Genomic DNA, 23,330 nt, shown 5'->3' on the forward strand with positions numbered 1-23,330 from the left:
ATTTCAAGATTAAAGATGAAAGTGTCCTGGAAATTAGATAAAACTACTTGAATTTTTACATAAATATGGTATAATAGTATCAATAATTTGTCGTGTGCTTTAATTGAAATATTGTCCGATTAAAGCTTGCAGCAGTTAAATCAAACTTTTTATAAGTCAGATTTAGCTGCTCTTTTTGTGTCTATTTTTCAGAATTCTAAGATTTGTAACGCAAACTTAAAGATTCTAAAAACTTAGCAAAAAGGACTGATTGTAGCTATTTTGACGAGAGTCAATGGCGTAGAAGGGGTTTCCCCTTGGTAAGAGTGAAGAAGAGTATGATATGAGAGGCAAATGGTTATTATTTTAATAATCAGAAAATCTCAATTCTCTCCGATTCCTCCCTCTGTACTTTATAAAAAAGGAGTTAGAAACTTGGCAGGACATGACGTTCAATACGGGAAACATCGGACCCGTCGTAGTTTTTCAAGAATTAAAGAAGTTCTTGATTTACCAAACTTGATTGAAATTCAAACAGACTCGTTTAAAGATTTCTTGGACCATGGTTTGAAAGAAGTCTTCGAGGATGTGCTTCCTATTTCAAACTTTACCGACACCATGGAACTGGAATTTGTCGGATATGAAATCCGTGAGCCTAAATACACGCTGGAAGAAGCTCGTATCCACGATGCTAGCTACTCAGCGCCAATCTTTGTGACTTTCCGTTTGATTAACAAGGAAACTGGTGAAATCAAGACACAGGAAGTCTTCTTTGGTGACTTCCCAATCATGACTGAAATGGGAACCTTCATCATCAACGGTGGTGAACGGATTATCGTATCCCAGTTGGTGCGTTCACCAGGTGTTTACTTCAACGATAAGGTTGACAAAAACGGTAAAGTTGGCTACGGCTCAACCGTTATTCCTAACCGCGGAGCTTGGTTGGAGCTAGAAACAGACTCAAAAGACATTGCCTATACTCGTATTGACCGGACGCGTAAAATTCCATTTACTACTTTGGTTCGTGCGCTTGGTTTCTCAGGTGATGATGAGATCTTAGACATCTTTGGTGACAGCGACTTGGTGCGCAACACCATCGAAAAAGATATTCACAAGAATCCAATGGACTCTCGTACAGATGAAGCTCTGAAAGAAATCTACGAGCGCCTTCGTCCAGGTGAGCCTAAAACGGCTGAAAGCTCACGTAGCTTGCTTGTGGCTCGTTTCTTTGATCCACATCGCTATGACTTGGCTGCCGTTGGTCGTTACAAGATTAACAAGAAGCTCAACATCAAGAACCGCCTGCTCAATCAAACATTGGCAGAGCACTTAGTAGATGCTGAAACAGGTGAAATTCTAGTCGAAGCTGGTACAGTCATGACTCGCAGTGTGATTGACAGCATTGCAGAGCAATTGGACAATGGTTTGAACAAGATCACTTATATTCCAAACGACTCAGCTGTCTTGACAGAGCCTGTAGAATTGCAGAAGTTCAAGGTTGTCGCACCAAGCGATCCAGATCGTGTTGTGACGATCATCGGTAATGCCAATCCATCTGACAAGGTTCGGACTGTAACACCAGCTGATATTTTGGCTGAAATGAGCTATTTCCTTAACTTGGCAGAAGGTATCGGTCGCGTGGATGATATTGACCACTTGGGGAACCGTCGTATTCGTGCGGTTGGTGAGCTTTTGGCTAACCAAGTTCGTCTCGGACTTTCTCGGATGGAGCGTAATGTTCGCGAACGGATGAGCGTTCAGGACAATGAAGTGCTGACTCCACAACAAATCATCAACATTCGTCCAGTGACTGCAGCTATTAAAGAATTCTTTGGTTCTTCACAGTTGTCTCAGTTCATGGACCAACACAATCCGCTGTCTGAGCTTTCTCACAAGCGTCGTCTGTCTGCCTTAGGACCTGGTGGTTTGACACGTGACCGCGCTGGTTATGAAGTGCGGGACGTGCACTATACTCACTATGGTCGTATGTGTCCGATTGAAACGCCTGAAGGACCAAACATCGGTTTGATCAATAACCTGTCTTCTTACGGGCACCTTAACAAATATGGCTTTATTCAAACGCCTTACCGTAAGGTAGATCGTGAAGCTGGTGTTGTAACCAACGAAATCGTTTGGCTAACAGCTGATGAGGAAGATGAATTTATCGTAGCGCAGGCTAACTCTAAGCTGAATGAAAAAGGTGGCTTTGCAGAGCCTATCGTTATGGGACGCCACCAAGGTAATAACCAAGAATTCCCTTCAGACCAAGTAGACTACATGGATGTATCACCTAAGCAGGTAGTTGCCGTTGCGACTGCATGTATTCCTTTCTTGGAAAACGATGACTCCAACCGTGCCCTCATGGGTGCCAACATGCAGCGTCAGGCTGTGCCTTTGATCGATCCAAAAGCGCCTTATGTCGGTACTGGTATGGAATACCAAGCAGCCCACGATTCTGGTGCAGCGGTTATTGCTCAGTATGATGGTAAGGTTACCTATGCGGATGCGGATAAGGTAGAAGTTCGTCGCGAAGATGGTTCATTGGATGTCTACCACATCCAAAAATTCCGTCGTTCTAACTCAGGTACTGCCTACAACCAACGCACTCTCGTTAAAGTTGGCGATGTCGTTGAAAAAGGCGACTTTATCGCTGACGGACCTTCTATGGAAAATGGAGAAATGGCTCTGGGACAAAACCCAATCGTTGCCTACATGACATGGGAAGGTTACAACTTCGAGGATGCCGTTATCATGAGCGAACGCTTGGTGAAAGATGATGTTTATACATCTGTCCACCTCGAAGAATACGAATCAGAAACACGTGATACAAAGCTTGGGCCTGAAGAAATCACTCGTGAAATTCCGAACGTCGGTGAAGATGCCCTTAAAGACCTTGACGAAATGGGTATTATCCGTATCGGTGCGGAAGTTAAGGAAGGCGACATCCTTGTAGGTAAAGTCACACCTAAAGGTGAAAAAGACCTTTCAGCTGAAGAACGTCTCTTGCACGCTATCTTTGGTGATAAGTCTCGTGAAGTACGTGACACTTCTCTTCGTGTACCTCACGGTGCCGATGGTGTCGTTCGCGATGTGAAGATCTTTACTCGTGCAAATGGAGATGAATTGCAATCAGGTGTTAATATGCTGGTTCGCGTCTACATCGCTCAAAAACGGAAGATTAAAGTCGGAGACAAGATGGCCGGACGTCACGGAAACAAAGGGGTTGTATCCCGTATCGTTCCTGTGGAAGACATGCCATACTTGCCAGACGGAACCCCAGTTGATATCATGTTGAACCCACTTGGGGTGCCATCACGTATGAATATCGGTCAGGTTATGGAACTCCACCTTGGTATGGCAGCTCGTAACTTGGGCATCCACATTGCGACACCGGTCTTTGACGGAGCAAGCTCAGAAGACCTCTGGTCTACAGTTCGTGAAGCTGGTATGGATAGCGATGCTAAGACAATTCTTTATGATGGACGTACTGGTGAGCCATTTGATAACCGCGTTTCTGTCGGTGTCATGTACATGATCAAGCTCCACCACATGGTTGACGATAAGCTCCATGCCCGTTCAGTTGGTCCATACTCAACCGTTACCCAACAGCCACTCGGAGGTAAAGCTCAGTTTGGTGGACAACGTTTCGGGGAAATGGAAGTTTGGGCCCTAGAGGCTTACGGTGCGTCAAACGTACTTCAAGAAATCTTGACTTACAAGTCTGACGATATCAACGGACGTTTGAAAGCTTATGAAGCGATTACCAAAGGGAAACCAATTCCAAAACCAGGTGTGCCAGAATCCTTCCGAGTTCTTGTGAAAGAATTGCAATCTCTTGGTCTTGACATGCGTGTCCTTGACGAAGATGACCAAGAAGTGGAACTTCGTGACTTGGATGAAGACATGGATGAAGATGTGATCCATGTGGACGATCTGGAAAAAGCACGTCAAAAACAGGCTCAAGAAGCTAAAGCAGCTTTTGATGCTGAAGGAAATGAAGAAAAATAATTCGTCGCTGATTAGATAAATAAGAAAGGTAAGAAATAGTGGTTGATGTAAATCGATTTAAAAGTATGCAAATCACCCTAGCTTCTCCAAGTAAGGTCCGTTCATGGTCTTACGGAGAAGTGAAGAAGCCTGAGACAATCAATTACCGGACCTTGAAGCCAGAACGTGAAGGCCTCTTTGACGAGGTGATCTTCGGTCCAACCAAGGATTGGGAGTGTGCCTGCGGTAAGTACAAACGGATTCGTTACAAAGGGATTATTTGTGACCGCTGTGGTGTCGAAGTAACACGGACCAAGGTTCGCCGTGAGCGTATGGGCCACATTGAGCTCAAAGCACCGGTTTCTCACATTTGGTATTTCAAGGGAATCCCAAGCCGTATGGGCTTGACTCTGGATATGAGTCCGCGCGCCCTAGAAGAAGTCATTTATTTTGCGGCTTATGTGGTGATTGATCCTAAGGAAACACCACTGGAGCACAAGTCTATCATGACTGAGCGCGAGTATCGTGAGCGCCTCCGTGAATATGGTGCAGGTTCATTCGTTGCCAAGATGGGAGCAGAAGCGATCCAAGACTTGCTGAAACAAGTGGATTTGGAAACAGAAATTGCGGCTCTTAAAGAAGAATTGAAAACAGCTTCTGGTCAAAAACGAATCAAGGCTATTCGTCGATTGGACGTTTTGGATGCCTTCTACCGCTCTGGCAATAAGCCAGAATGGATGATTCTTAACATCCTGCCAGTCATTCCGCCAGATCTACGTCCAATGTTGCAGTTGGACGGTGGCCGCTTTGCCTCATCTGACTTGAATGACCTTTACCGCCGCGTTATCAACCGGAACAACCGTTTGGCTCGTTTGCTTGAGTTGAATGCACCAGGTATCATCGTTCAAAATGAGAAGCGAATGCTGCAAGAAGCAGTTGATGCTTTGATTGACAATGGTCGTCGTGGTCGTCCGATCACAGGTCCAGGTAGCCGTCCACTTAAGTCTTTGAGTCACATGCTCAAAGGGAAACAAGGACGTTTCCGTCAAAACTTGCTGGGTAAACGGGTTGACTTCTCAGGTCGTTCCGTTATCGCTGTTGGTCCGACATTGAAAATGTATCAATGTGGTGTGCCACGTGAAATGGCGATCGAACTCTTCAAACCGTTTGTTATGCGGGAAATTGTTGCCCGTGATTATGCACAGAATGTGAAAGCTGCTAAACGCATGGTAGAGCGTGGCGATGAGCGCATCTGGGATGTCTTGGAAGATGTTATCAAAGAACACCCAGTGCTCCTTAACCGCGCACCGACCCTTCACCGTTTGGGTATCCAAGCCTTTGAGCCAGTTCTAATCGATGGTAAAGCTCTTCGCTTGCACCCACTGGTCTGTGAAGCCTACAATGCCGACTTTGACGGTGACCAAATGGCCATCCACGTCCCATTGTCTGAAGAGGCGCAAGCTGAAGCTCGTATCCTCATGCTGGCTGCTGAGCACATCTTGAATCCGAAAGACGGAAAACCGGTTGTAACACCGTCTCAGGATATGGTCTTGGGTAACTACTACCTGACCATGGAAGAAGCAGGTCGTGAAGGCGAAGGCATGGTCTTTAAAGACCGTGATGAAGCCGTGATGGCCTTGCGTAATGGCTATGTCCACTTGCACACTCGTGTAGGTATTGCGACAGATAGTCTCAATAAGCCATGGACAGAAGATCAAAAACACAAGATCCTCATGACTACAGTAGGTAAGATTCTCTTCAACGATATCATGCCAGAAGAGCTGCCTTACCTGCAAGAGCCAACGAATGCTAACTTGACAGAAGGTGTTCCAGCTAAATACTTCTTGGAGCCAGGTAAAGACATCAAGTCTGCCATTGAAGCCCTAGAGTTGAATATTCCGTTCAAGAAGAAAAATCTAGGAAATATCATCGCTGAAATCTTCAAACGCTTCCGCACTACAGAAACATCTGCCCTGCTCGACCGCTTGAAAGACCTAGGTTACCACCATTCTACGCTGGCTGGTTTGACAGTGGGTATTGCTGACATTCCAGTCGTGGAAGACAAGGCAGAGATTATTGAAGAATCTCACAAGCGTGTAGAACAAATCACCAAGCAATTCCGTCGTGGTATGATTACTGACGATGAGCGCTACAACGCAGTTACTGCTGAGTGGCGTGCTGCCCGTGAAAAATTGGAGAAACGCTTGGTTGCCAACCAAGATCCGAAGAACCCAATCGTTATGATGATGGACTCTGGAGCCCGTGGTAATATCTCGAACTTCTCACAGCTTGCCGGTATGCGTGGTCTGATGGCAGCGCCAAACGGACGTATCATGGAATTGCCAATTCTTTCAAACTTCCGCGAAGGTTTGTCTGTATTGGAAATGTTCTTCTCAACTCACGGTGCCCGTAAAGGTATGACCGATACGGCCCTCAAGACAGCCGACTCAGGTTACTTGACTCGTCGTCTAGTTGACGTTGCCCAAGATGTGATTATCCGTGAGGACGACTGTGGTACAGACCGCGGCTTGCTCATCACTTCTATCACCGAAGGCAAGGAAATGATCGAGTCTCTGGAAGAGCGTCTCAATGGTCGTTATACTAAGAAGACGGTTAAACACCCAGAAACTGGCGCAGTTATCATTGGTCCAAATGAATTGATTACCGAAGATAAGGCGCGAGAGATTGTCAATGCTGGTGTTGAAGAAGTGACGATTCGTTCCGTCTTTACATGTAACACTCGCCACGGTGTCTGCCGTCACTGTTACGGTATCAACTTGGCGACTGGTGATGCGGTTGAAGTCGGTGAAGCAGTCGGAACCATCGCTGCCCAATCTATCGGGGAACCTGGTACACAGCTTACAATGCGTACCTTCCACACGGGTGGGGTTGCCTCAAATACCGATATCACTCAGGGTCTTCCTCGTGTCCAAGAAATCTTTGAAGCCCGCAATCCGAAAGGGGAAGCGGTCATCACTGAAGTCAAGGGTGAAGTTACTGCTATCGAAGAAGATGCATCTACTCGTACTAAGAAAGTCTTTGTAAAAGGTGCAACTGGCGAAGGTGAATACGTGGTGCCATTTACAGCCCGCATGAAGGTAGAAGTGGGTGACCAAGTTTCCCGTGGTGCTGCCTTGACTGAAGGTTCTATTCAGCCTAAGCACTTGCTGGCTGTCCGTGATGTCTTGTCTGTTGAAACCTATCTGCTTGCGGAGGTACAAAAAGTTTACCGTAGCCAAGGGGTAGAAATCGGCGACAAACACATTGAGGTAATGGTTCGTCAAATGATTCGCAAGGTGCGCGTCATGGATCCAGGTGATACAGATCTCCTCATGGGAACTCTCATGGATATCACTGACTTTACAGATGCTAACCGTGATGTGGTTATCTCAGGCGGAGTGCCTGCGACAGCTCGTCCAGTCCTCATGGGAATCACCAAAGCTTCCCTTGAAACTAACAGCTTCCTTTCTGCAGCTTCCTTCCAAGAAACAACTCGTGTCCTGACAGATGCGGCTATCCGTGGTAAGAAGGATCACCTGCTCGGACTTAAGGAAAATGTTATCATCGGTAAAATTATCCCAGCCGGTACTGGTATGGCTCGTTACCGTAACTTGGAACCACAAGCAATCAATGAAGTTGAAATTATTGACGAAGTTGTGGAAACAGCAGAGACTGAAGAAGTTGAAACAAGCGTAGAATCATAAAAACTTGCTTGAGTTTACAATATAAAAGTCTATCGAGAGTGGGACAGAAATCGGTAATTCGTTAGAATTCGATTTCGTCGTCTCACCTCCGCACAGTTGAGTAGGGCTGTAAAAGCTGATGAAATCAGCGTAGTAGAGCCCACTCAACCACTGCGTCTTGCTCGACAATACAAAGACAATTGATAGGAGTCTGGGACAAAAGTCCGACCTCAAATATAAAAAGCGAACAAAACTAGTTTTCTGGTAATCAGAATTCTGCTTTGTTCGCTTTTCGCATTTAATTATATATTTGAAGGGCTTAATAATTAAGATTTTTAAAAATTGAAATCTTTTTGTCCCAAAATCCTCTTTTTGCTAGGTGCACTGCATTGGTGAAGGTATAATAAAAATTGAAATTTTAACGCTCTATTTTGCTGCCAGATTGAATCAAAAGCTTAGGGAAGGAGCTTCCTAGTAAGCATGATGGCACATTTTTTGATTTTATATGGCTCTTAGCTGTACAGGAAGGGAAAAATTCGATATACTAAGTAAAAGGAGGAAGAAATGAAAATTTTTTTGCAAAAAGTGGAATATAGTTTACTGGCTTTGTTTTTAGCCGTACAGACTCAAGTTCCTTTTGTACTGATCCAGTTTTACAAAGGTCGAGATCAAAGTTTTTCAATGGGATACACCTTGCTTGTCCTGATGATTTATTTTGTGATCATTTTTTATGCCCTGCGAATGGCTAAAAAAGAAGGCTTACTGACCCTTGATTTTAGTTTTTTTAATTTAAAATCAGTGATCTGGCTAGTATTATCCTATCTGATAACTTTCGGAGTTAGTATTTTTGCTGCGATTATTATGGTTCTAGAGGGCCAACTTTCAGGAACGACAGCCAATCAAACTGCTTTGCAAAACTTGTTTCAGAGTACGCCCGTTGTTTTGCTTATTGTGGGAGCTGTTTTTTCAGCGCCAATTTTGGAAGAGATTATTTTCCGTGGTTTGATTCCCCAAAAGCTGTTTCCAAAGCATGAGTTGATTGGTCTGATAGTTGGTTCTATCCTTTTTGGTTTTTTCCACGGTCCGACCAACATCGGTAGTTTTGTCCTTTATGCTGGTATGGGGGGCGTTCTAGCTTTGGTGGTTCACCAGACTAAGCGTTTGGAAATGGGAATTTTAGCCCATATGTTACGGAATGCCATTGCTATTTTGGTGATGATTATTTCACAAAGTTAACTAGATATCATTCATGGATGAAGAGGTCAGATTGACCTCTTTTTTGACATTTCAGGGATAAAAAGTGACTTTTGAGGACATGGAGCTAGCAAAGCGAATCTTTTGTTCTATAATGAGAATTGTATCTTAGCTTTAAGGAGTAAAAAATGAGGCTCACATTTCAAAAATCTATCCAAATCTTATTAGTAGCTATGCTAATGCAATCGGTCTTGTTGCTTTTGGTTCATCCGATGCCCAATCGTTTCGCTTTATCGAGGCCTAACTTGCTTTTTATCTCTCTGTTTTTGCTCATTCTTTTAGGGTATGCCTCTTACTTTTCTCGTGAGTGGCGGGATTTTAAGATAGAGCTACGGGCTTCCAAGCGGTTTCAGAACTTACGTTACCTTTATTTTTTGATGATTGCAAGCAACGCAGCGAGTCTTGTTCTCCTTTGTGGGCAGTCGGGTTCGGAGCTAACATCTTTGCAGCAGCTTATCTCAAACAGTTTTTCCACCTCCTCCTTGCTGTTGCTTGGCATGGATTTATTTGGGATGTCATCACAGGCTAAGCAAAACAGACAGATGAAATACAGAAAGAGTTGGTGTATTGCCTTGGGAATCACTCTCTTTGCTTTCCTGAGAAATCCCGGAGAATCATCTTGTTTTCTAATTTATCTAAGCTTAGGCATGGCTTTTGTCCGGCTCTTAAAAGCTTGGGTTGGATCTCTGGAATTGTCCTTACTGGCTCATCTTCTTCGGAATTTACTTCTGATCCTCCTTTTGCCTTTCTGTTTGTAAAAAGTGTTTTCTTAAATAGCGGAATTGTGGTAAAATGGTAAATGAAACAAGGGGCTAGATAAGGTCTTCTTGTGAAGTCGAGTGCAGTTCATAGGACTGGATGCTGCATCTGCTGTTGGCTTTGCGGTACACTAGATGGGTGTGCCTTTTTTGTTGAAAGGCAGTAGTAGCAAGGGGAAAGGAAATACGATGAATCTAAGACAACTTGCTCCAGAGGGCAAGACAGCTCTTTGTGGGATCCTTAATGTTACCCCAGATTCCTTTTCGGATGGGGGCAAATATAATACGGTGGAAAAGGCTCTGGAGCAAGCACGCAAGATGATAGCTCAGGGAGCTCATCTGCTGGATATCGGTGGTGAGTCGACTCGTCCGGGCAGCCATTTTGTGGACATCGAAGCGGAGATAGGGCGTGTGGTACCAGTTATTGAGGCTCTTCGTCGGGAGACTGATATTCTCATTTCTGTAGATACTTGGAAGGCGTCAGTTGCAGAAGCAACTTTGGCCGCTGGAGCTAATATCATCAATGACATCACAGGACTCTTGGGTGATGAGAGAATGGCAGCTGTGGCTGCTCAGAATGGAGCGCCAGTTATCGCCATGTTCAATCCAGTCATGGCTCGGCCCCAACACACCAGTTCGAAAATCTTTCCGACTTTCGGCTTTGAGGCCGCTTTTACGGAGTCAGAATTAGCGGATTTTGAACAGCTGGGTATTCAGGCGCTCATGTGGGCATTTTTTGAAAGAACACTGGGGAAAGCTAAGCAAGCTGGGCTGGAGCGGGAGCAAATCATGCTGGATCCAGGGATTGGTTTTGGTTTGACAAAGCGGGAAAATCTCTTGCTCTTACAGGAGTTGGATAGCATTCATCAGGCTGGCTTTCCTATTTTTCTGGGTGTCTCTCGCAAGCGCTTTTTGGTCAATATCTTGGAGGAAAATGGTTTTGAGACTGACCCAGAGACAGCCGCTGGTTTTCAAAACAGAGACCTAGCTTCAGCTCATTTGACCAGCATTGCAGCTAGTCAGGGTGTCGAGGCTGTCCGAGTGCATGATGTGGAAGTCCACCGGATGGCAGCCGAGATTGGCGATGCTATTCGACTGGCTCAGAAAATGGAAGATCTAAATTTACAGCAGTATAAATGAGTATGATAAAAGAAGAATTGCCAGATTTAAGCTGGCTGGAAGCCTATCGGACGGATAGTCCTAATTTTGGCTTGGAGCGGATGGAGCGGATGCTGGCGCTGCGGGGAAATCCCCATTTGCAGCTGTCAGTGATTCATATAGGGGGGACCAACGGGAAGGGTTCAACCATTGCCCACCTGCGTCAACTATTGGAAATGCAAGGCCTGCGTGTAGGAACCTTTACCTCCCCCTATTTGATCAGCTACAATGAACAAATCGCCATCAATGGTCGGTCTATTCCCAATCAAGATTTGTCGCGTCTTCTAGAGACTTATCGAGCTCTCTTTGAGGAGCAAGCGAACGATGAGGTTTTGCAGGGAGTGACTGAGTTTGAAATCATGACGGCTTTGGCCTATGATTATTTGGCTCAGGAGCAGGTCGATGTGGCCATTATGGAGGTCGGCATGGGCGGTCTCTTAGACAGTACCAATGTCTGCCGACCTGATCTGACAGCCATTACGACTATTGGCTTAGATCATGTGGCTCTGCTGGGGCATTCTCTGGCAGCGATTGCCGAGCAGAAGGCTGGGATTGTCAAGCCAAATGTGCCCTTGGTGACTGGATGGATTGAGCCAGAAGCTCTGGCGGTTATCGAGGACAGGGCTCATCAAAAGCAAGCGCCTCACTATGTTTATGGGCAGTCTTATCAAGTTCAGAGCTTGGGCGGGACTGACTCAGGAGAACATTTTAGCTTTTCCAATGCTTATCGGGAGGCGGAGCCTTACCTGACGCTTCTGTTGGGGCAGCATCAGGTAGATAATGCTGGTTTAGCGATTGAGCTCTGTGACCTCTATTGTCAGAGCAAACAGCTACCGCTGTTAACAAAAGAGCAAGTTGGCGCAGCTTTATTGGCGACAAGCTGGCCTGGGCGGATGGAGCAGATTTCGCACCAGCCTCGTATTTTGCTTGATGGCGCCCACAATCCACATGCCATGGAGAGGTTGACGAGGACCTTGAGCCAGCATTATCCAGACTTGGATAAGAAAATCCTTTTCAGCTGTATCCAGACCAAGTCTCTGGAGGAAATGGTGGGTCAGCTCAAGCAGGTGCCTAAGAGTCAGCTAATTTTGACCAATTTTGCAGATCCACGGAGCTTTTCCAAAGAGAAAATGGAGGCGCTGGCTTGCGAGCAGGGCTTGAACTATGCTGATTGGCAGGGATTTTTAGAGGCTTATTTGAAAGCTGAGCATGGGACCGATGAGCTCTTGCTGATTACGGGCTCCCTTTATTTTTTGGCTCAGGTCAGGGCCTATATCATTGACAAAGAAAAAGAATCTAGGAGTGAATATGGACACAAAGAAAATTGAAGCAGCTGTTGCCCAGATTATTGAGGCGGTTGGAGAAGACGGAAGCCGCGAAGGTTTGCAGGAGACGCCACAGCGTATTGCTAAAATGTACCAGGAAATTTTTGCTGGTCTGGGTGAGACTGCTGAGGAGCATCTGGCCAAGTCTTTTGAAATCATTGACAATAATATGGTAGTGGAGAAGGATATTTTCTTTCATTCCATGTGTGAACACCACTTTCTGCCATTTTACGGGAAGGTTCATATCGCCTATGTGCCTAATGGTCGGGTAGCAGGCCTGTCCAAGCTGGCCCGAACAGTAGAGGTCTATGCCAAGAAACCGCAGATTCAAGAGCGATTGACCGTAGAGATTGCTGAGGCCTTGATGGACTATCTGGGTGCTCAAGGGGCCTTGGTCTGGGTGGAAGCTGAGCATATGTGTATGAATATGCGTGGAGTCAGAAAGCCTGGCACTGCAACGGTTACTACAGCAGCGCGTGGCGTTTTAGCGACGGATAAGGACCTAAAAAATGAAGCTTACAAACTGATGGGACATTGATTTTATCAGTGGTGAAGCATGTCAGGAAAGGCCAAATAGTTTTATTAAGGATGAAATGCAGAAACTTGAATCAGAAAGGATAAGAAAATGGATCAGCTGCGCATAAAGGATTTGGAAGTGTATGCCTATCACGGTCTGTTTGGAGCAGAGAAGGAGTTAGGCCAGCGTTTTGTGCTGGATCTGATTTTGGACTATGATATGACTCGTGCTGCCAAAACAGGCGACCTGACAGCTTCTATCCACTATGGAGAATTAGCTCAGGATTTGACTCACTGGTGTCAGGAAAGCAAGGAAGACTTGATTGAGACGCTGGCTTACAAGCTGATTGATCGGATTTTTCTAATTCACCCTTTGGTACAGAAGGTCAGTTTGGAAGTCAAGAAGCCTTGGGCACCGGTTCCGCTGCCTTTAGAGACCTGCTCAGTCAAGCTAGTGCGCCAAAAGCGGAAAGCCTTTATCGCTCTGGGCAGCAATCAAGGCAGGCTAACTGCCAATCTGGATGCAGCTCTGGAAAAAATGGCAGAACAAAATATAAGAGTTTTGCAGGCATCAAGCCGTATCGAGACAGAGCCTTGGGGTGGCGTTGAGCAGGATCCGTTTCTCAATCAAGTTGTTGAAGTTGAGACTTGGCTCAATCCTGAGGAGTTAATGCAGACCCTGCTAGCTATCGAAGCGGATCTAGGGCGCGTGCGGGAGATCAAATGGGGACCGCGTGTGATTGATCTGGATATCCTTTACATAGGGCAGGAGGAGATATACAGTCCAGACTTGATTGTTCCTCATCCTTATGTGGCTGAGCGAGCTTTTGTCTTGCAATCTCTGGTGGAAATCGCGCCACACTTTGTCGATCCCGTGCAGAAAAAAAGCATCCGCCAACTCTGGGATGCGGTTGAAAAATGAGAAAAGAAACTTGTCGCGAGGCAAGCTTTTTTTGTCTGAACTTTCTCTGAACTTGCCCCTGTATACTAAAGAAAAAACAAAAGGAGTTCAGTATGGAACATATAGTGAAAATAGAAGGAGTCTGCAAGAAGCATGGCAGCAAGCAGATTTTAGAAGATATTTCTTTTACAGCTAGAAGCAGTCGGATTACAGCTTTTCTGGGCCCAAATGGTGCAGGGAAAAGTTCGACCTTGAGGATTCTCTTGGGGTTAGATCGGGCGACAGCAGGAACTGCGACTTTTGATGGGCAAACCTATCAGTCAATGACCTATCCGCTCAGAACGGTAGGTGCAGCCTTTGACGGCATTGGCGGTCTGCCCAATCGAAAGGTCTATGACCACCTGAGAATTATTGCGGCGAGTAATGCTATTCCCAAGTCTCGGATCGATGAGGTTTTGGAGATGACTGGAATCGCTCATAAGAGAAAGGACCTCTTGTCAAGCCTGTCTCTGGGGGAAGGTCAACGCTTGGGTTTGGCAGCAGCTTTGCTGGGTGATCCTCAGTTTCTTATATTAGATGAGCCGACCAATGGACTGGATCCAAGCGGGATTAAGTGGTTTAGAAAGTTCATCCGTCAGCAGGCTGATTTAGGGAAAACGGTACTTCTATCTTCTCATATCCTGTCAGAGGTGCAAATGGTGACAGATGATGTAGTCTTGATTCATCATGGTCGCATTATTGAGCAGGGACGATTGGAAGAGGTGTTGCAAGATTCAGACAGCCTAGAAGATCTCTTCTTTGATTTGACAGAGGAGGTTTAAGATGAAAGAAACGATGTCCTTATTGCATTCAGAATGGTTGAAAATTTGCTCAACCAAGGCTTTTAAAGTGAGTATGGCCTTCATGCTGCTCTTGGTGCCTGCCGTATCCTGGCTGGAGGGCCGACAGTATTTATCTGTCGGCTTGGATGCCACACCTGAGACGGTTCCCGGTCTGGCAGAAGCCATTGACCCGCTGGAATATCTAGGTCTCAATGGCGCTTCTATGGCAGGCATGGTTTTGGTCATCTTAGCTGGAATTTTGGGAGCTATGGAATTTCAGTCTCATAGCTTGAGAACCAGTCTTTTGACCTGTAATAACCGCCTGAAGTTGCTTGTGGGGAAACTCATGACCTTTGCTTGCTTTTCTCTTGCCAGTAGCTTTTTATCGATTTACTTTAGTTATATGGTCATGCATCTGGCTTTAGGAAAGGAAGGGCTTGATCCGATTTTGCTCAATCAGGCAGCTTGGAGTTTGATTTTGTGGAAAACCTTATCTCTAACCCTCTTGGGGATCCTTTCATTTTTGTTAGGTTTATTGGCTCGGACCATGCTGGTTCCTCTGCTTTTTCTCGTGCCCCAAATCTATAATCTGGGAAACTACCTGGCAGCTCACACGAGTTGGGGAGCTTATTTGCCACAGCCAGCAGGAGAATTGTTTGCTGCAACGCCAACTTCCCAATATGCCAACAATCCCTTGCAAGGGCTGTTGATACTAGGAGTATGGTTACTAGTCATCGGCGGCATGACTTCTCTGCGCTTTTTGAAGACGGATTTAGGAGGACGCTACTGATGGTAATAGCTCTGCTTAGAAGCGAATGGATTAAGTTTCATTCTTATTATCTCGCTCTTGGTGCCGCCTTGGCGGCTCTGGTAGTCGTTCCATTTTTTCTGATGAATCTTGACTACAGTCAGACAGCAGCTGGCCAGACAAAGGCTCTGAGTGAGGCTTTGCATGCCCTCTATTTAGCGCAGCCTGTCATCGTCATCTTTACTTCCCTCTATTTTGCCCAGGAGTTTGTCAAGTCTGGGATGCGAACGAATTTTCTAACCGTATCAAATAGAAAGGCTTGGTTGGCTGGGAAAATCCTTTTTCTGGCCGTGCTGCTCTTGATCCTCTACAGTATCATGATAGGTAGCTGTTTTCTTGTTATGCTGGCTCGTTTTGACCTATACTTTAGCTGGTCCTTACTGGGGAAATTCCTCTATTACAGCTCTTTTGGTCTTCTCAGCAATCTTTTTCTGGCTTTTTTAGCTGCTGGCCTCGCTTTGCTCTTTCAATCTTGGGTTGTGCCGGTGTCGGTGCTCTTTCCTCTCTTGATTGGTCTCAGCCGTTTATTAGCAACTTTCATCAAGGAAGCAAAATATTTGCCTGATCTGGCTACGCTAAATCTTTTTGAGTATGAAGGACTTCAGCATTCAATAGATCTATCAGGGCTGGGAATACAGCTATTATGGTTAGCTTTGGTTTGGAGCTCTGCTATATTCTTAACCTTGAAACGAGATGTTCGCTAGAGGTATGCTATAATGGAAATCATGAGACAGTATCGTATTTTGGTGGTTGATGACGACCAGAGCATTTTGAAGCTGGTGAAAAACGTCCTAGAGCTTGATGCTTATGATGTGACGACGCTTGATCGGATAGAAGAGCTAGAGCTGACGCATTTTGTCGGATATAACTTGATTCTACTGGATGTGATGATGGAGCCTGTAAATGGTTTTGAGCTGTGTTCCTACATTCGTCCTCATCTTTCGTGTCCGATCATCTTTCTGACGGCTAAGGAGTTGGAGTCGGACAAGGTGGAAGGGCTCTTCCGCGGAGCAGATGACTATATTGTCAAGCCTTTTGGGACCAAAGAATTGCTGGCGCGTGTCAGGGCTCATCTTCGGCGGGAGGAAAGACGGGAGGAGCGCTATTCTGAGATTGCTTCTTGTCAATTTTATCCAGAGCGCTATGAAGTTGCCTGTTTTGGTAAAGTCTTGAAATTTTCAGAGCGAGAGTTTAAGTTGCTACATTTACTAGCTAGCAATCCCAAGCAGACCTTTTCAGCTGAACGCCTGCATACCTTGCTTTACCCAGAAAGCTCAGAAACACAGCTTCGCTCCATCTCAGAATATGTATATCAGATTCGCCAAAAATGCAAACAAGAAGGGCTGCAAGCAATCGCAACAGTGAGAGGAGTAGGCTATAGATGGCAATTAGAACCCGAAATTTCAAAAGCCTAGTCTGGACAACCAGTTTAAAAATCGTCTTTTTTCATGTTTTGATTTTTGTGCTTATAGGCTATGAATTTACGCAAGGAAGTAATCACGTTCTTTTTACCTTGTTTTTTTGGGCAGGAAGCTTGCTGCTGATTACTTTTTATCATATTTTGAAATTGCTCCGAAAAATCGACAGGGAAATAAAAATGCTAACGAGCGAGAAGCTTTTAGAAGAAAATCAAAGCCAGCTTTTTCGGATTGAGGAAATGCTAGAAGTCTACAGCGATTTACGGAGTAGCCACCAAGAAAATGCTCGTCTTCTAGAAAAAGAGCAGCAGCATAATCAGGAGCTGATTTTACAGCTATCAGCGACATCGCATGATTTGAAGACGCCCCTAACTGTGATTAAGGGGAATGCTGAGCTCTTGGAGTTGGCGCAGTTGAGTCAGCCACAGGCAGACTATGCTGCTGAGATTTTGCAGGCCAGTCACAAGATGGAAGAGTATTGTGGCTCTTTGATTGATTACGCTAAGACTTTTCAGATTGATTCTAATCAGTTCAGTCAGCTTTCCTTAGGGGACTTTTTGGCTGATCTACAGGACGACTGGGCACTGTTCAGCAAACAGGAAAGCTATCGTTTCTATCTCCAAGAAGATTGTGATCTTAGTCTGATTTTGTCAATTCATTTAGACTATCTCAAGCGAGCTTTGCTCAATATTTTACTGAATGCGCTTGAACATGCTAATCAGGACCAAAAGGAAGTGAAGCTGACGGTATCAGTGCAGCAGGACCAGTTGGTTTTTGCTATCTGGAACAATGGCCCAGCATTTTCTGAGGAGATGCTGCTGGGAGCGGAACAGCTCTTTTACCAGAGTGACCAAAGCCGCAATTCTGAAAATCCCCATCATGGTATCGGCTTAGCCTTTTCTAAGCAGGTAGCTCTCTTGCACGGTGGTCGTCTGACCCTGCTCAATCCAGACCAAGGAGGAGCCTGTGTTGAATTGACTGTGGCTTTAAAAGGCAAATAACAAAGGAAATCAACCACTGCGTCTTGCTCGACAATCCAAAGACAATTGAGAGGCTAGGACTTTTGTCCCAGCCTCTTTTTTGCCGTTTTCTTCTTGACAAAAGATGTAAAGGGAGCTATACTATATTTAAAAAGTAAAGTTTGTTTTACATAGCAAAAGGAGGCAGCCTTGGAAAATCGAATTCAAGAATTACGAAAAAGAAAAAAGCTCAGCCAGGAGGAGCTGGCTGAGAAGCTAGAGGTCACGAGACAAACGATTATTTCTTTGGAAAAGGGCCGCTACAATGCCTCGCTGCTTTTGGCTCATAAAATTGCATCCTTTTTCAATTTAAGGATTGAAGAAGTGTTTCTCTTTGAGGAGGATGAACCATGAAATGGACTTATTTGTGTAAATGGCTATTGGCGATTTTGGTGGTGGTTGGCTTGTCTTACCTCCATTTGCAAGCCGATTTTATCTCTAAGGAAATCTTGCCTTTTGTGGGAATGTTCCTGATTGTGGTGATCTTGAAAACTTTTCAAGCGTATGAAAAATAGGAGGCTGACATGGAAATAATAACTAAACAAGAATTTCGGAAAAAACTACAAAAGAAAGTGATCATCGGTCGCATCCTAATTCTAGCCCTCTGGCTGGGACTTGGATGGAGCTACATTCATTCTCTGGATGATTTACAGGAAGGGGTTATGGTTGGTCTGCTTCTAGGGCTTTCTTTGATGGTTTTACGTTATAACCTTGCCTTGAAACGGGAGGAAGCTTTTAATAGGCTCTACATTCAGGTGACGGATGAGCGTAATCGGATGATTGACGAAAAGACTCGCACTCTGCTGTTTGATATCCTTTTGCTGTTGGCAGCAGGACTGAGCCTTCTGTCTATGATTTTTCCTATCATTTTGAATCTCAATCAGTTTCTGACCTTGACCACTATCCTGGTCTTGGGACTTTACTATCTCTTGCGTTTTCTCCTGTCCAAGCGCTATTAACAAAAAAAGCTGGCAGAGCCAGCTTTCTCAACAAGCTTTTAACAGAGCTTGTTTTTATTTTCTATAAAGTCGATCATACTGATGAACAGGATCCATGGTTACATGGATGCCTAGTTTGCGCAGGACATTTTTGTCTTCATCTGTCAGCATTACGGTTGAATGAGCTTCGCTGCCCTTGAGATTTCCAAGCTCTTGCATGGCTTGTGCAGCGTCTTGATTTTCCATGGCTGTGATTGCCAGAGCCATCAAGATTTCATTTGAATGAAGGCGCGGATTACGGCTGCCCAAATGATTGATTTTCAGACCTTGGATTGGTTTGACATACTCAGGCTCGATCAGCTTGGTCTCTTTGGCAATGTTGGCTAACTTCTTAATGGCATTAATCAATACAGCAGCCGTAGGGCCAAAGAGTTCAGAGGTTTTACCGGTTACGATTTCGCCATTTGGCAATTCCAGAGCTAGAGCTGGCTCACCAGTGCTTTCAGCCTTGGCACGCGCAGCAACGGTTACTTTACGATCCAGCGGTGTGATGCCCAAGTCGTTCATCAAGAGTTCGATTTTCTTGATAGCTGATTCTGAAACGCGCTCTGCCTTGAAGTCTAGAATCGTCTGGTAGTAGCGGCGGATGATTTCCTGCTGAGAGGCCTCGATAGCCGCATCATTATCTACAATGGCAAAGCCGACCATGTTGACGCCCATGTCTGTTGGAGAAGCATAAGGTGATTTGCCTAGGATGCGCTCCAGCATACGCTTGAGGACTGGGAAAATTTCGATATCACGGTTGTAGTTGACAGTGGTTTCGCCGTAGGTTTGCAGGTGGAAAGGGTCAATCATGTTGACATCGTCCAGGTCTGCCGTTGCTGCCTCGTAAGCTAAATTGACCGGATGGTGCAGGGGCAGATTCCAAACTGGGAAGGTCTCAAACTTGGCATAGCCTGACTTGATGCCATTGATTTGGTCGTGGTACATATTGGACAAGCAAGTAGCTAACTTACCAGAACCAGGACCAGGCGCAGTCACTACGACCAGATTTCGACTGGTCTTGATGTAGTCGTTTTTCCCCATTCCCTCAGGTGAGATGATATGGTCCATATCAGTAGGATAGCCCTTGATTGGATAGTGGATGTAGGAGTCGATCCCATTCTTTTCTAGCTGAGCGCGGAAGAGATCAGCTGCTGGCTGGCCGGAATACTGGGTAATGACCACTGAGCCTACATAAATATCCAGTTCATTAAAGGTATCGATCAGGCGCAGAACTTCTTGGTCATAGGAAATACCCAAGTCCCCACGTGCTTTAGAGTGCTCAATATTATTGGCATTGATAGCAATGACAATCTCTACTTGGTCCTTGAGCTCTTTGAGCAGTCTGATTTTATTGTCCGGCTCATATCCTGGTAAGACGCGGGCAGCATGGAAGTCTTCCAGCATTTTTCCGCCGAATTCCATGTACAATTTGCCCTCAAATTGATTAATGCGCTCCAAGATATGGTCGCGCTGCAGGTTTAAGTATTTTTCTGAATCAAAAGCAATTTTTTTCATGTATAGTTTCACCTCTGCTAAGCATTATAACAAAATTTTCTTCAAATTGGAAAATTAAAAGAGATTATATTAGATAAAATAGATAGCAGCCCGAATGAAGAACGGGCTGCTTCTCGAAATTAGTAGTTGGTAATCGTGTCCACGGTTGAGCGATCCAGCTTTTTGACCAGCGCTTGCAGGAAGGCTTGGGCCTGCAGGAAATCGTCCATGGCATAGAGGGTTTGATGAGAATGAATGTAGCGGGCGCAGACACCGATTGTGGTAGATGGTACGCCGCCGCTTTGGAGATGGGCAGCACCAGCATCCGTTCCGCCCTTGCCGCAGTAGTATTGATACTTGATGCCAGCTTCTTCTGCGGTTGTCAAGAGGAAGTCCTTCATAGCTGGCAGCATGAGATGACCAGGATCAAAGAAGCGAATCAACGTTCCGTCGCCAATGGCTCCTTGACCGCCGTAGATGTCGCCCGCTGGGGAGCAGTCCACAGCCAGGAAGACCTCAGGGGCAAATTTTGTCGTTGAAGCATGGGCACCACGCAGGCCAACCTCTTCTTGAACATTGGCGCCGACATAGAGTTGGTTGCCTAGTGGTTGACCAGACAAGGCTTGAGCCAATTCGCTGACCATAAGGACGCCGTAGCGGTTGTCCCAGGCTTTAGAGATGACATTTTTACCGTTAGCTGTGAGAATGGCAGAGCTGTCTGGCACGATCGTGTCTCCTGGACGGATGCCGTAGCTTTCAGCTTCTGCCTTGTCCGCAAAGCCGCCGTCAAAGACAATGTCCGCAACCTGTGGCATAACTGGTCCGCCAGAACCGCGTGTCAGATGAGGAGGGACAGAGCCTGAGATGACAGGGATTTCTCGTCCTTCGCGGGTGAAGAGTTTGAAGCGTTGACTGCTCACGACTAGCGGATTCCAGCCACCGATTTCTACTACACGGAAAGTCCCGTCGGGCTTGATCTCGCTGACCATGAAGCCAACCTCGTCCATGTGAGCCGCAACCAGAATTCGGGGAGCATTTTCAGCTTGAGAATGCCGAACCCCGAAGATGCCGCCTAAACCGTCGGTAACAACCTCATCAACGTGAGGAGTGATTTTTTCGCGCAGATAGCTGCGGACGGGTGCCTCGTGACCGGAGATTGCTGAGAGCTCAGTCACTTCCTTGATTTTTGAAAATAAATCAGACATAAGTTTACCTTCTTTCTGATTCTATTTTATCACTTTTTTAAAGGGAAGAACAGGATGAACTAAAAGAAGCTGAGAAATCTGTAATATTGTTTGTCGCCTCTGCGCTTTTGTGTTAAAATATTCTACATGAAAGCTAAAAAAATCATTTTAACGACAACCGCTCTCTTGGGAGCGGGAGCCGTGGCCTTTGGAGCTGCCAAGCTTGTGCAGGAGCAGAAAAGACTGCGTAATAGAGAAGAAATTGTTCAGGTCGTGCGGGAATTTTTTGCCAGCCGAGGACCGATTGCAACGGTCTATGTAGAACTTTATGAATCAAGCGACAGCCGCACTGTTGGAGGAGTTGTCCTAGAAGACGACCGTCATTTCACCTTCGTCTATGAGAATGGTCAGCTGACCTACGAGGAAGAGTGATGATTCGGCCACAAAGTATGGAAGAGCTAGCTTCTTATGTGGATCATAAGGGGAAGACTGTCTTCTTTTTCACAGCAGATTGGTGCGGAGACTGTCGCTTCATCAAGCCTTTTCTGCCAGAGATAGAAGCGGAGAATCCTGACTTTACCTTTGTCGAGGTGGATCGGGATCAGTATATGGCTGTGGCCCAAAAATGGGACGTTTACGGAATTCCTAGTCTGGTTGTCGTGGAAAATGGTCGAGAGATTGGTCGCTATGTCAATCGCGACCGCAAGACCAAGAGTCAAATCAATGATTTTTTAGCAAATTTGTAAGAAGATTTAAAGTATTTTTGGAGGAAGAAATGATTTTTACATACAACAAAGAGCATGTTGGAGATGTTCTGATGGTCATCGCTGCTGATGATCAGGGAGCTAAGTTGGCTGCTGAGCGCAAAGGAAATGTAGCGCGTGTTTACCGTGAAGATAATGGACAGACAGTAGCTTGGAACATTTTTGAATTGTCAAACCTTTTTGAAATTGCAGGGCGCGGACAGGTTCAGCTGACAGATGAGCAAGTTGCGATTCTCAATCAAGAATTGATCAAAGAAGGCTTCCAAGCTGAGCTGGTTAACGACCGTGATCCTAAGTTTGTTGTGGGGGAAATCCTTGAAATGGTAGCTCACCCTGACAGTGACCACCTCAATATCTGCCAAGTGCAGGTGGCAGCTGATCAGACCGTTCAAATCGTGGCTGGCGCTCCGAATGCTCGTGTTGGTCTCAAGACGATCGTGGCTTTGCCTGGTGCTATGATGCCGAAGGGCAATCTCATCTTCCCAGGAGAACTCCGTGGCGAAAAGAGTTTTGGTATGATGTGCAGCCCACGGGAGCTCCAGTTGCCAAATGCGCCGCAAAAACGTGGTATCATTGAATTGGCGGATAGCGAAAAGGTCGGCACGGCCTTTGACCCAGCTAAACACTGGCAGTCTTAAGACTTACTATAGAAAAGGAAATCGTGATTTTCACGATTTTTTTGTCTTTTCTCGCGAATAAATAGATAGGAGGAAAGAATATGTATAATAAAGTCATTATCATTGGCCGGTTGACGGCTACACCAGAGTTACACAAGACAGCAAATGACAAGTCGGTCGCGCGTGCGACAGTGGCGGTGAATCGCCGGTATAAGAGCCAAAATGGAGAGCGTGAAGCGGATTTTATCAATCTTGTTGTCTGGGGGCGCTTGGCTGAAACCTTGGCAAGTTACGCTAGTAAGGGAAGTCTGATTTCTATGGACGGAGAATTGCGGAGCCGCCGCTATGAAAAGGATGGAACTACTCATTATGTGACAGAAGTTCTTTGCAGTGGTTTTCAGCTTTTAGAAAGCCGAGCTCAGAGAGCACTCCGTGAAAATAATACTGGAGCAGACTTAGCAGATTTGGTACTGGAAGAAGAGGAACTTCCTTTTTAAAAGTGATTTTTCTGGTCTCGAGTGTTCATGATAAAAGAGAAAGTAACAAATAAAGAATTAGGTAAATAAGCTAATACGGCAACTAGCGATTCTTCTGAGAGGAACGCTAGTTGTTTTTAATTTTGAAGATTGAAGCATTATCATTATACATACGGAAAGTAAAT

At 45.5% G+C, this 23,330-nt stretch carries 22 protein-coding genes; 20 read left to right on the forward strand and 2 right to left on the reverse strand.

Translation table 11 applies throughout. The features are described from left to right. The first annotated feature begins 414 nt into the window (after positions 1 to 414). From rpoB to ACWPVL_RS05190, 16 genes are all read left to right on the forward strand, one after another. Positions 415 to 3,987: a DNA-directed RNA polymerase subunit beta gene (gene rpoB, locus ACWPVL_RS05115; RefSeq protein WP_045498139.1), complete on the forward strand. Its 3,573-nt coding sequence runs from the start codon at positions 415 to 417 to the stop codon at positions 3,985 to 3,987. 38 nt (positions 3,988 to 4,025) lie between these two features. Continuing rightward, entirely contained in the window at positions 4,026 to 7,670 is a 3,645-nt protein-coding gene (gene rpoC, locus ACWPVL_RS05120; RefSeq protein WP_015604273.1) for a DNA-directed RNA polymerase subunit beta', read from the forward strand. 543 nt (positions 7,671 to 8,213) lie between these two features. Then, the gene (locus tag ACWPVL_RS05125; RefSeq protein WP_454387327.1) at positions 8,214 to 8,885 is read left to right on the forward strand and encodes a CPBP family intramembrane glutamic endopeptidase; all 672 of its coding nucleotides are present in this window, start codon (positions 8,214 to 8,216) and stop codon (positions 8,883 to 8,885) included. A gap of 146 nt (positions 8,886 to 9,031) precedes the next feature. Continuing rightward, positions 9,032 to 9,661, forward strand: coding sequence for a hypothetical protein (locus ACWPVL_RS05130; RefSeq protein WP_454387329.1), 630 nt, complete (start codon positions 9,032 to 9,034; stop codon positions 9,659 to 9,661). Between the two features lie 189 nt (positions 9,662 to 9,850). Beyond that, positions 9,851 to 10,801, forward strand: a complete 951-nt coding sequence (gene folP, locus ACWPVL_RS05135) for a dihydropteroate synthase (protein WP_454387331.1) — start codon at positions 9,851 to 9,853, stop codon at positions 10,799 to 10,801. 2 nt (positions 10,802 to 10,803) lie between these two features. Beyond that, positions 10,804 to 12,147: a bifunctional folylpolyglutamate synthase/dihydrofolate synthase gene (locus tag ACWPVL_RS05140; protein WP_454387679.1), complete on the forward strand. Its 1,344-nt coding sequence runs from the start codon at positions 10,804 to 10,806 to the stop codon at positions 12,145 to 12,147. Then, positions 12,128 to 12,682: a GTP cyclohydrolase I FolE gene (folE, locus tag ACWPVL_RS05145; protein WP_002896758.1), complete on the forward strand. Its 555-nt coding sequence runs from the start codon at positions 12,128 to 12,130 to the stop codon at positions 12,680 to 12,682. The genes ACWPVL_RS05140 and folE overlap by 20 nt, the downstream gene beginning before the upstream one ends. 87 nt (positions 12,683 to 12,769) lie before the next feature. Further along, entirely contained in the window at positions 12,770 to 13,582 is an 813-nt protein-coding gene (folK, locus tag ACWPVL_RS05150; protein ID WP_454387333.1) for a 2-amino-4-hydroxy-6-hydroxymethyldihydropteridine diphosphokinase, read from the forward strand. 92 nt (positions 13,583 to 13,674) lie between these two features. Continuing rightward, the gene (locus ACWPVL_RS05155; RefSeq protein WP_454387335.1) at positions 13,675 to 14,382 is read left to right on the forward strand and encodes an ABC transporter ATP-binding protein; all 708 of its coding nucleotides are present in this window, start codon (positions 13,675 to 13,677) and stop codon (positions 14,380 to 14,382) included. 1 nt (position 14,383) lies between these two features. Then, a complete protein-coding gene (locus ACWPVL_RS05160; protein ID WP_247951274.1) occupies positions 14,384 to 15,172 on the forward strand; it encodes a lantibiotic ABC transporter permease in 789 nt (262 codons plus the stop codon). Then, the gene (locus tag ACWPVL_RS05165; protein ID WP_247951273.1) at positions 15,172 to 15,894 is read left to right on the forward strand and encodes a lantibiotic ABC transporter permease; all 723 of its coding nucleotides are present in this window, start codon (positions 15,172 to 15,174) and stop codon (positions 15,892 to 15,894) included. Before ACWPVL_RS05160 ends, ACWPVL_RS05165 begins: the two co-directional genes overlap by 1 nt. 12 nt (positions 15,895 to 15,906) lie before the next feature. Further along, positions 15,907 to 16,605 carry a response regulator transcription factor gene (locus ACWPVL_RS05170; protein ID WP_223368292.1) on the forward strand — a complete coding sequence of 233 codons (699 nt, stop codon included), beginning with the start codon at positions 15,907 to 15,909 and terminating at the stop codon, positions 16,603 to 16,605. Beyond that, positions 16,572 to 17,609 carry a sensor histidine kinase gene (locus tag ACWPVL_RS05175; protein ID WP_454387338.1) on the forward strand — a complete coding sequence of 346 codons (1,038 nt, stop codon included), beginning with the start codon at positions 16,572 to 16,574 and terminating at the stop codon, positions 17,607 to 17,609. The genes ACWPVL_RS05170 and ACWPVL_RS05175 overlap by 34 nt, the downstream gene beginning before the upstream one ends. Before the next feature lie 168 nt (positions 17,610 to 17,777). After that, entirely contained in the window at positions 17,778 to 17,981 is a 204-nt protein-coding gene (locus ACWPVL_RS05180) for a helix-turn-helix transcriptional regulator (protein ID WP_125383537.1), read from the forward strand. Further along, positions 17,978 to 18,142 carry a hypothetical protein gene (locus tag ACWPVL_RS05185; RefSeq protein WP_247951271.1) on the forward strand — a complete coding sequence of 55 codons (165 nt, stop codon included), beginning with the start codon at positions 17,978 to 17,980 and terminating at the stop codon, positions 18,140 to 18,142. The genes ACWPVL_RS05180 and ACWPVL_RS05185 overlap by 4 nt, the downstream gene beginning before the upstream one ends. Positions 18,143 to 18,151: 9 nt before the next feature. Further along, positions 18,152 to 18,586: a hypothetical protein gene (locus tag ACWPVL_RS05190; protein ID WP_247951270.1), complete on the forward strand. Its 435-nt coding sequence runs from the start codon at positions 18,152 to 18,154 to the stop codon at positions 18,584 to 18,586. A 54-nt stretch (positions 18,587 to 18,640) separates the two neighbouring features. Here the strand turns inward: ACWPVL_RS05190 and ACWPVL_RS05195 are convergent, their stop codons facing one another. Together ACWPVL_RS05195 and pepA are read right to left on the reverse strand one after the other, a co-directional pair. Further along, the gene (locus ACWPVL_RS05195; protein ID WP_005591255.1) at positions 18,641 to 20,125 is read right to left on the reverse strand and encodes a DUF1846 domain-containing protein; all 1,485 of its coding nucleotides are present in this window, start codon (positions 20,123 to 20,125) and stop codon (positions 18,641 to 18,643) included. Between the two features lie 119 nt (positions 20,126 to 20,244). Beyond that, positions 20,245 to 21,309 (reverse strand): glutamyl aminopeptidase, encoded by a 1,065-nt coding sequence (gene pepA / locus ACWPVL_RS05200; RefSeq protein ID WP_454387342.1) that lies wholly within the window; start codon positions 21,307 to 21,309, stop codon positions 20,245 to 20,247. A gap of 126 nt (positions 21,310 to 21,435) precedes the next feature. Between pepA and ACWPVL_RS05205 the strand changes: the two genes are divergently transcribed. The 4 genes from ACWPVL_RS05205 to ACWPVL_RS05220 all read left to right on the forward strand — a co-directional run bounded on the left by ACWPVL_RS05205 (position 21,436) and on the right by ACWPVL_RS05220 (position 23,166). After that, on the forward strand, positions 21,436 to 21,720 hold the full coding sequence (locus tag ACWPVL_RS05205) for a DUF4651 domain-containing protein (protein ID WP_149556276.1): 285 nt from the start codon (positions 21,436 to 21,438) through the stop codon (positions 21,718 to 21,720). Continuing rightward, positions 21,720 to 22,034, forward strand: a complete 315-nt coding sequence (locus ACWPVL_RS05210) for a thioredoxin family protein (protein WP_454387344.1) — start codon at positions 21,720 to 21,722, stop codon at positions 22,032 to 22,034. The genes ACWPVL_RS05205 and ACWPVL_RS05210 overlap by 1 nt, the downstream gene beginning before the upstream one ends. A gap of 29 nt (positions 22,035 to 22,063) precedes the next feature. Further along, a complete protein-coding gene (gene ytpR / locus ACWPVL_RS05215; protein ID WP_454387346.1) occupies positions 22,064 to 22,690 on the forward strand; it encodes a YtpR family tRNA-binding protein in 627 nt (208 codons plus the stop codon). 80 nt (positions 22,691 to 22,770) lie between these two features. Next, positions 22,771 to 23,166 (forward strand): single-stranded DNA-binding protein, encoded by a 396-nt coding sequence (locus ACWPVL_RS05220; RefSeq protein ID WP_454387348.1) that lies wholly within the window; start codon positions 22,771 to 22,773, stop codon positions 23,164 to 23,166. The last annotated feature ends 164 nt before the right edge of the window (positions 23,167 to 23,330 follow it).

The organism is Streptococcus sp. Marseille-Q8145, assembly GCF_965112035.1.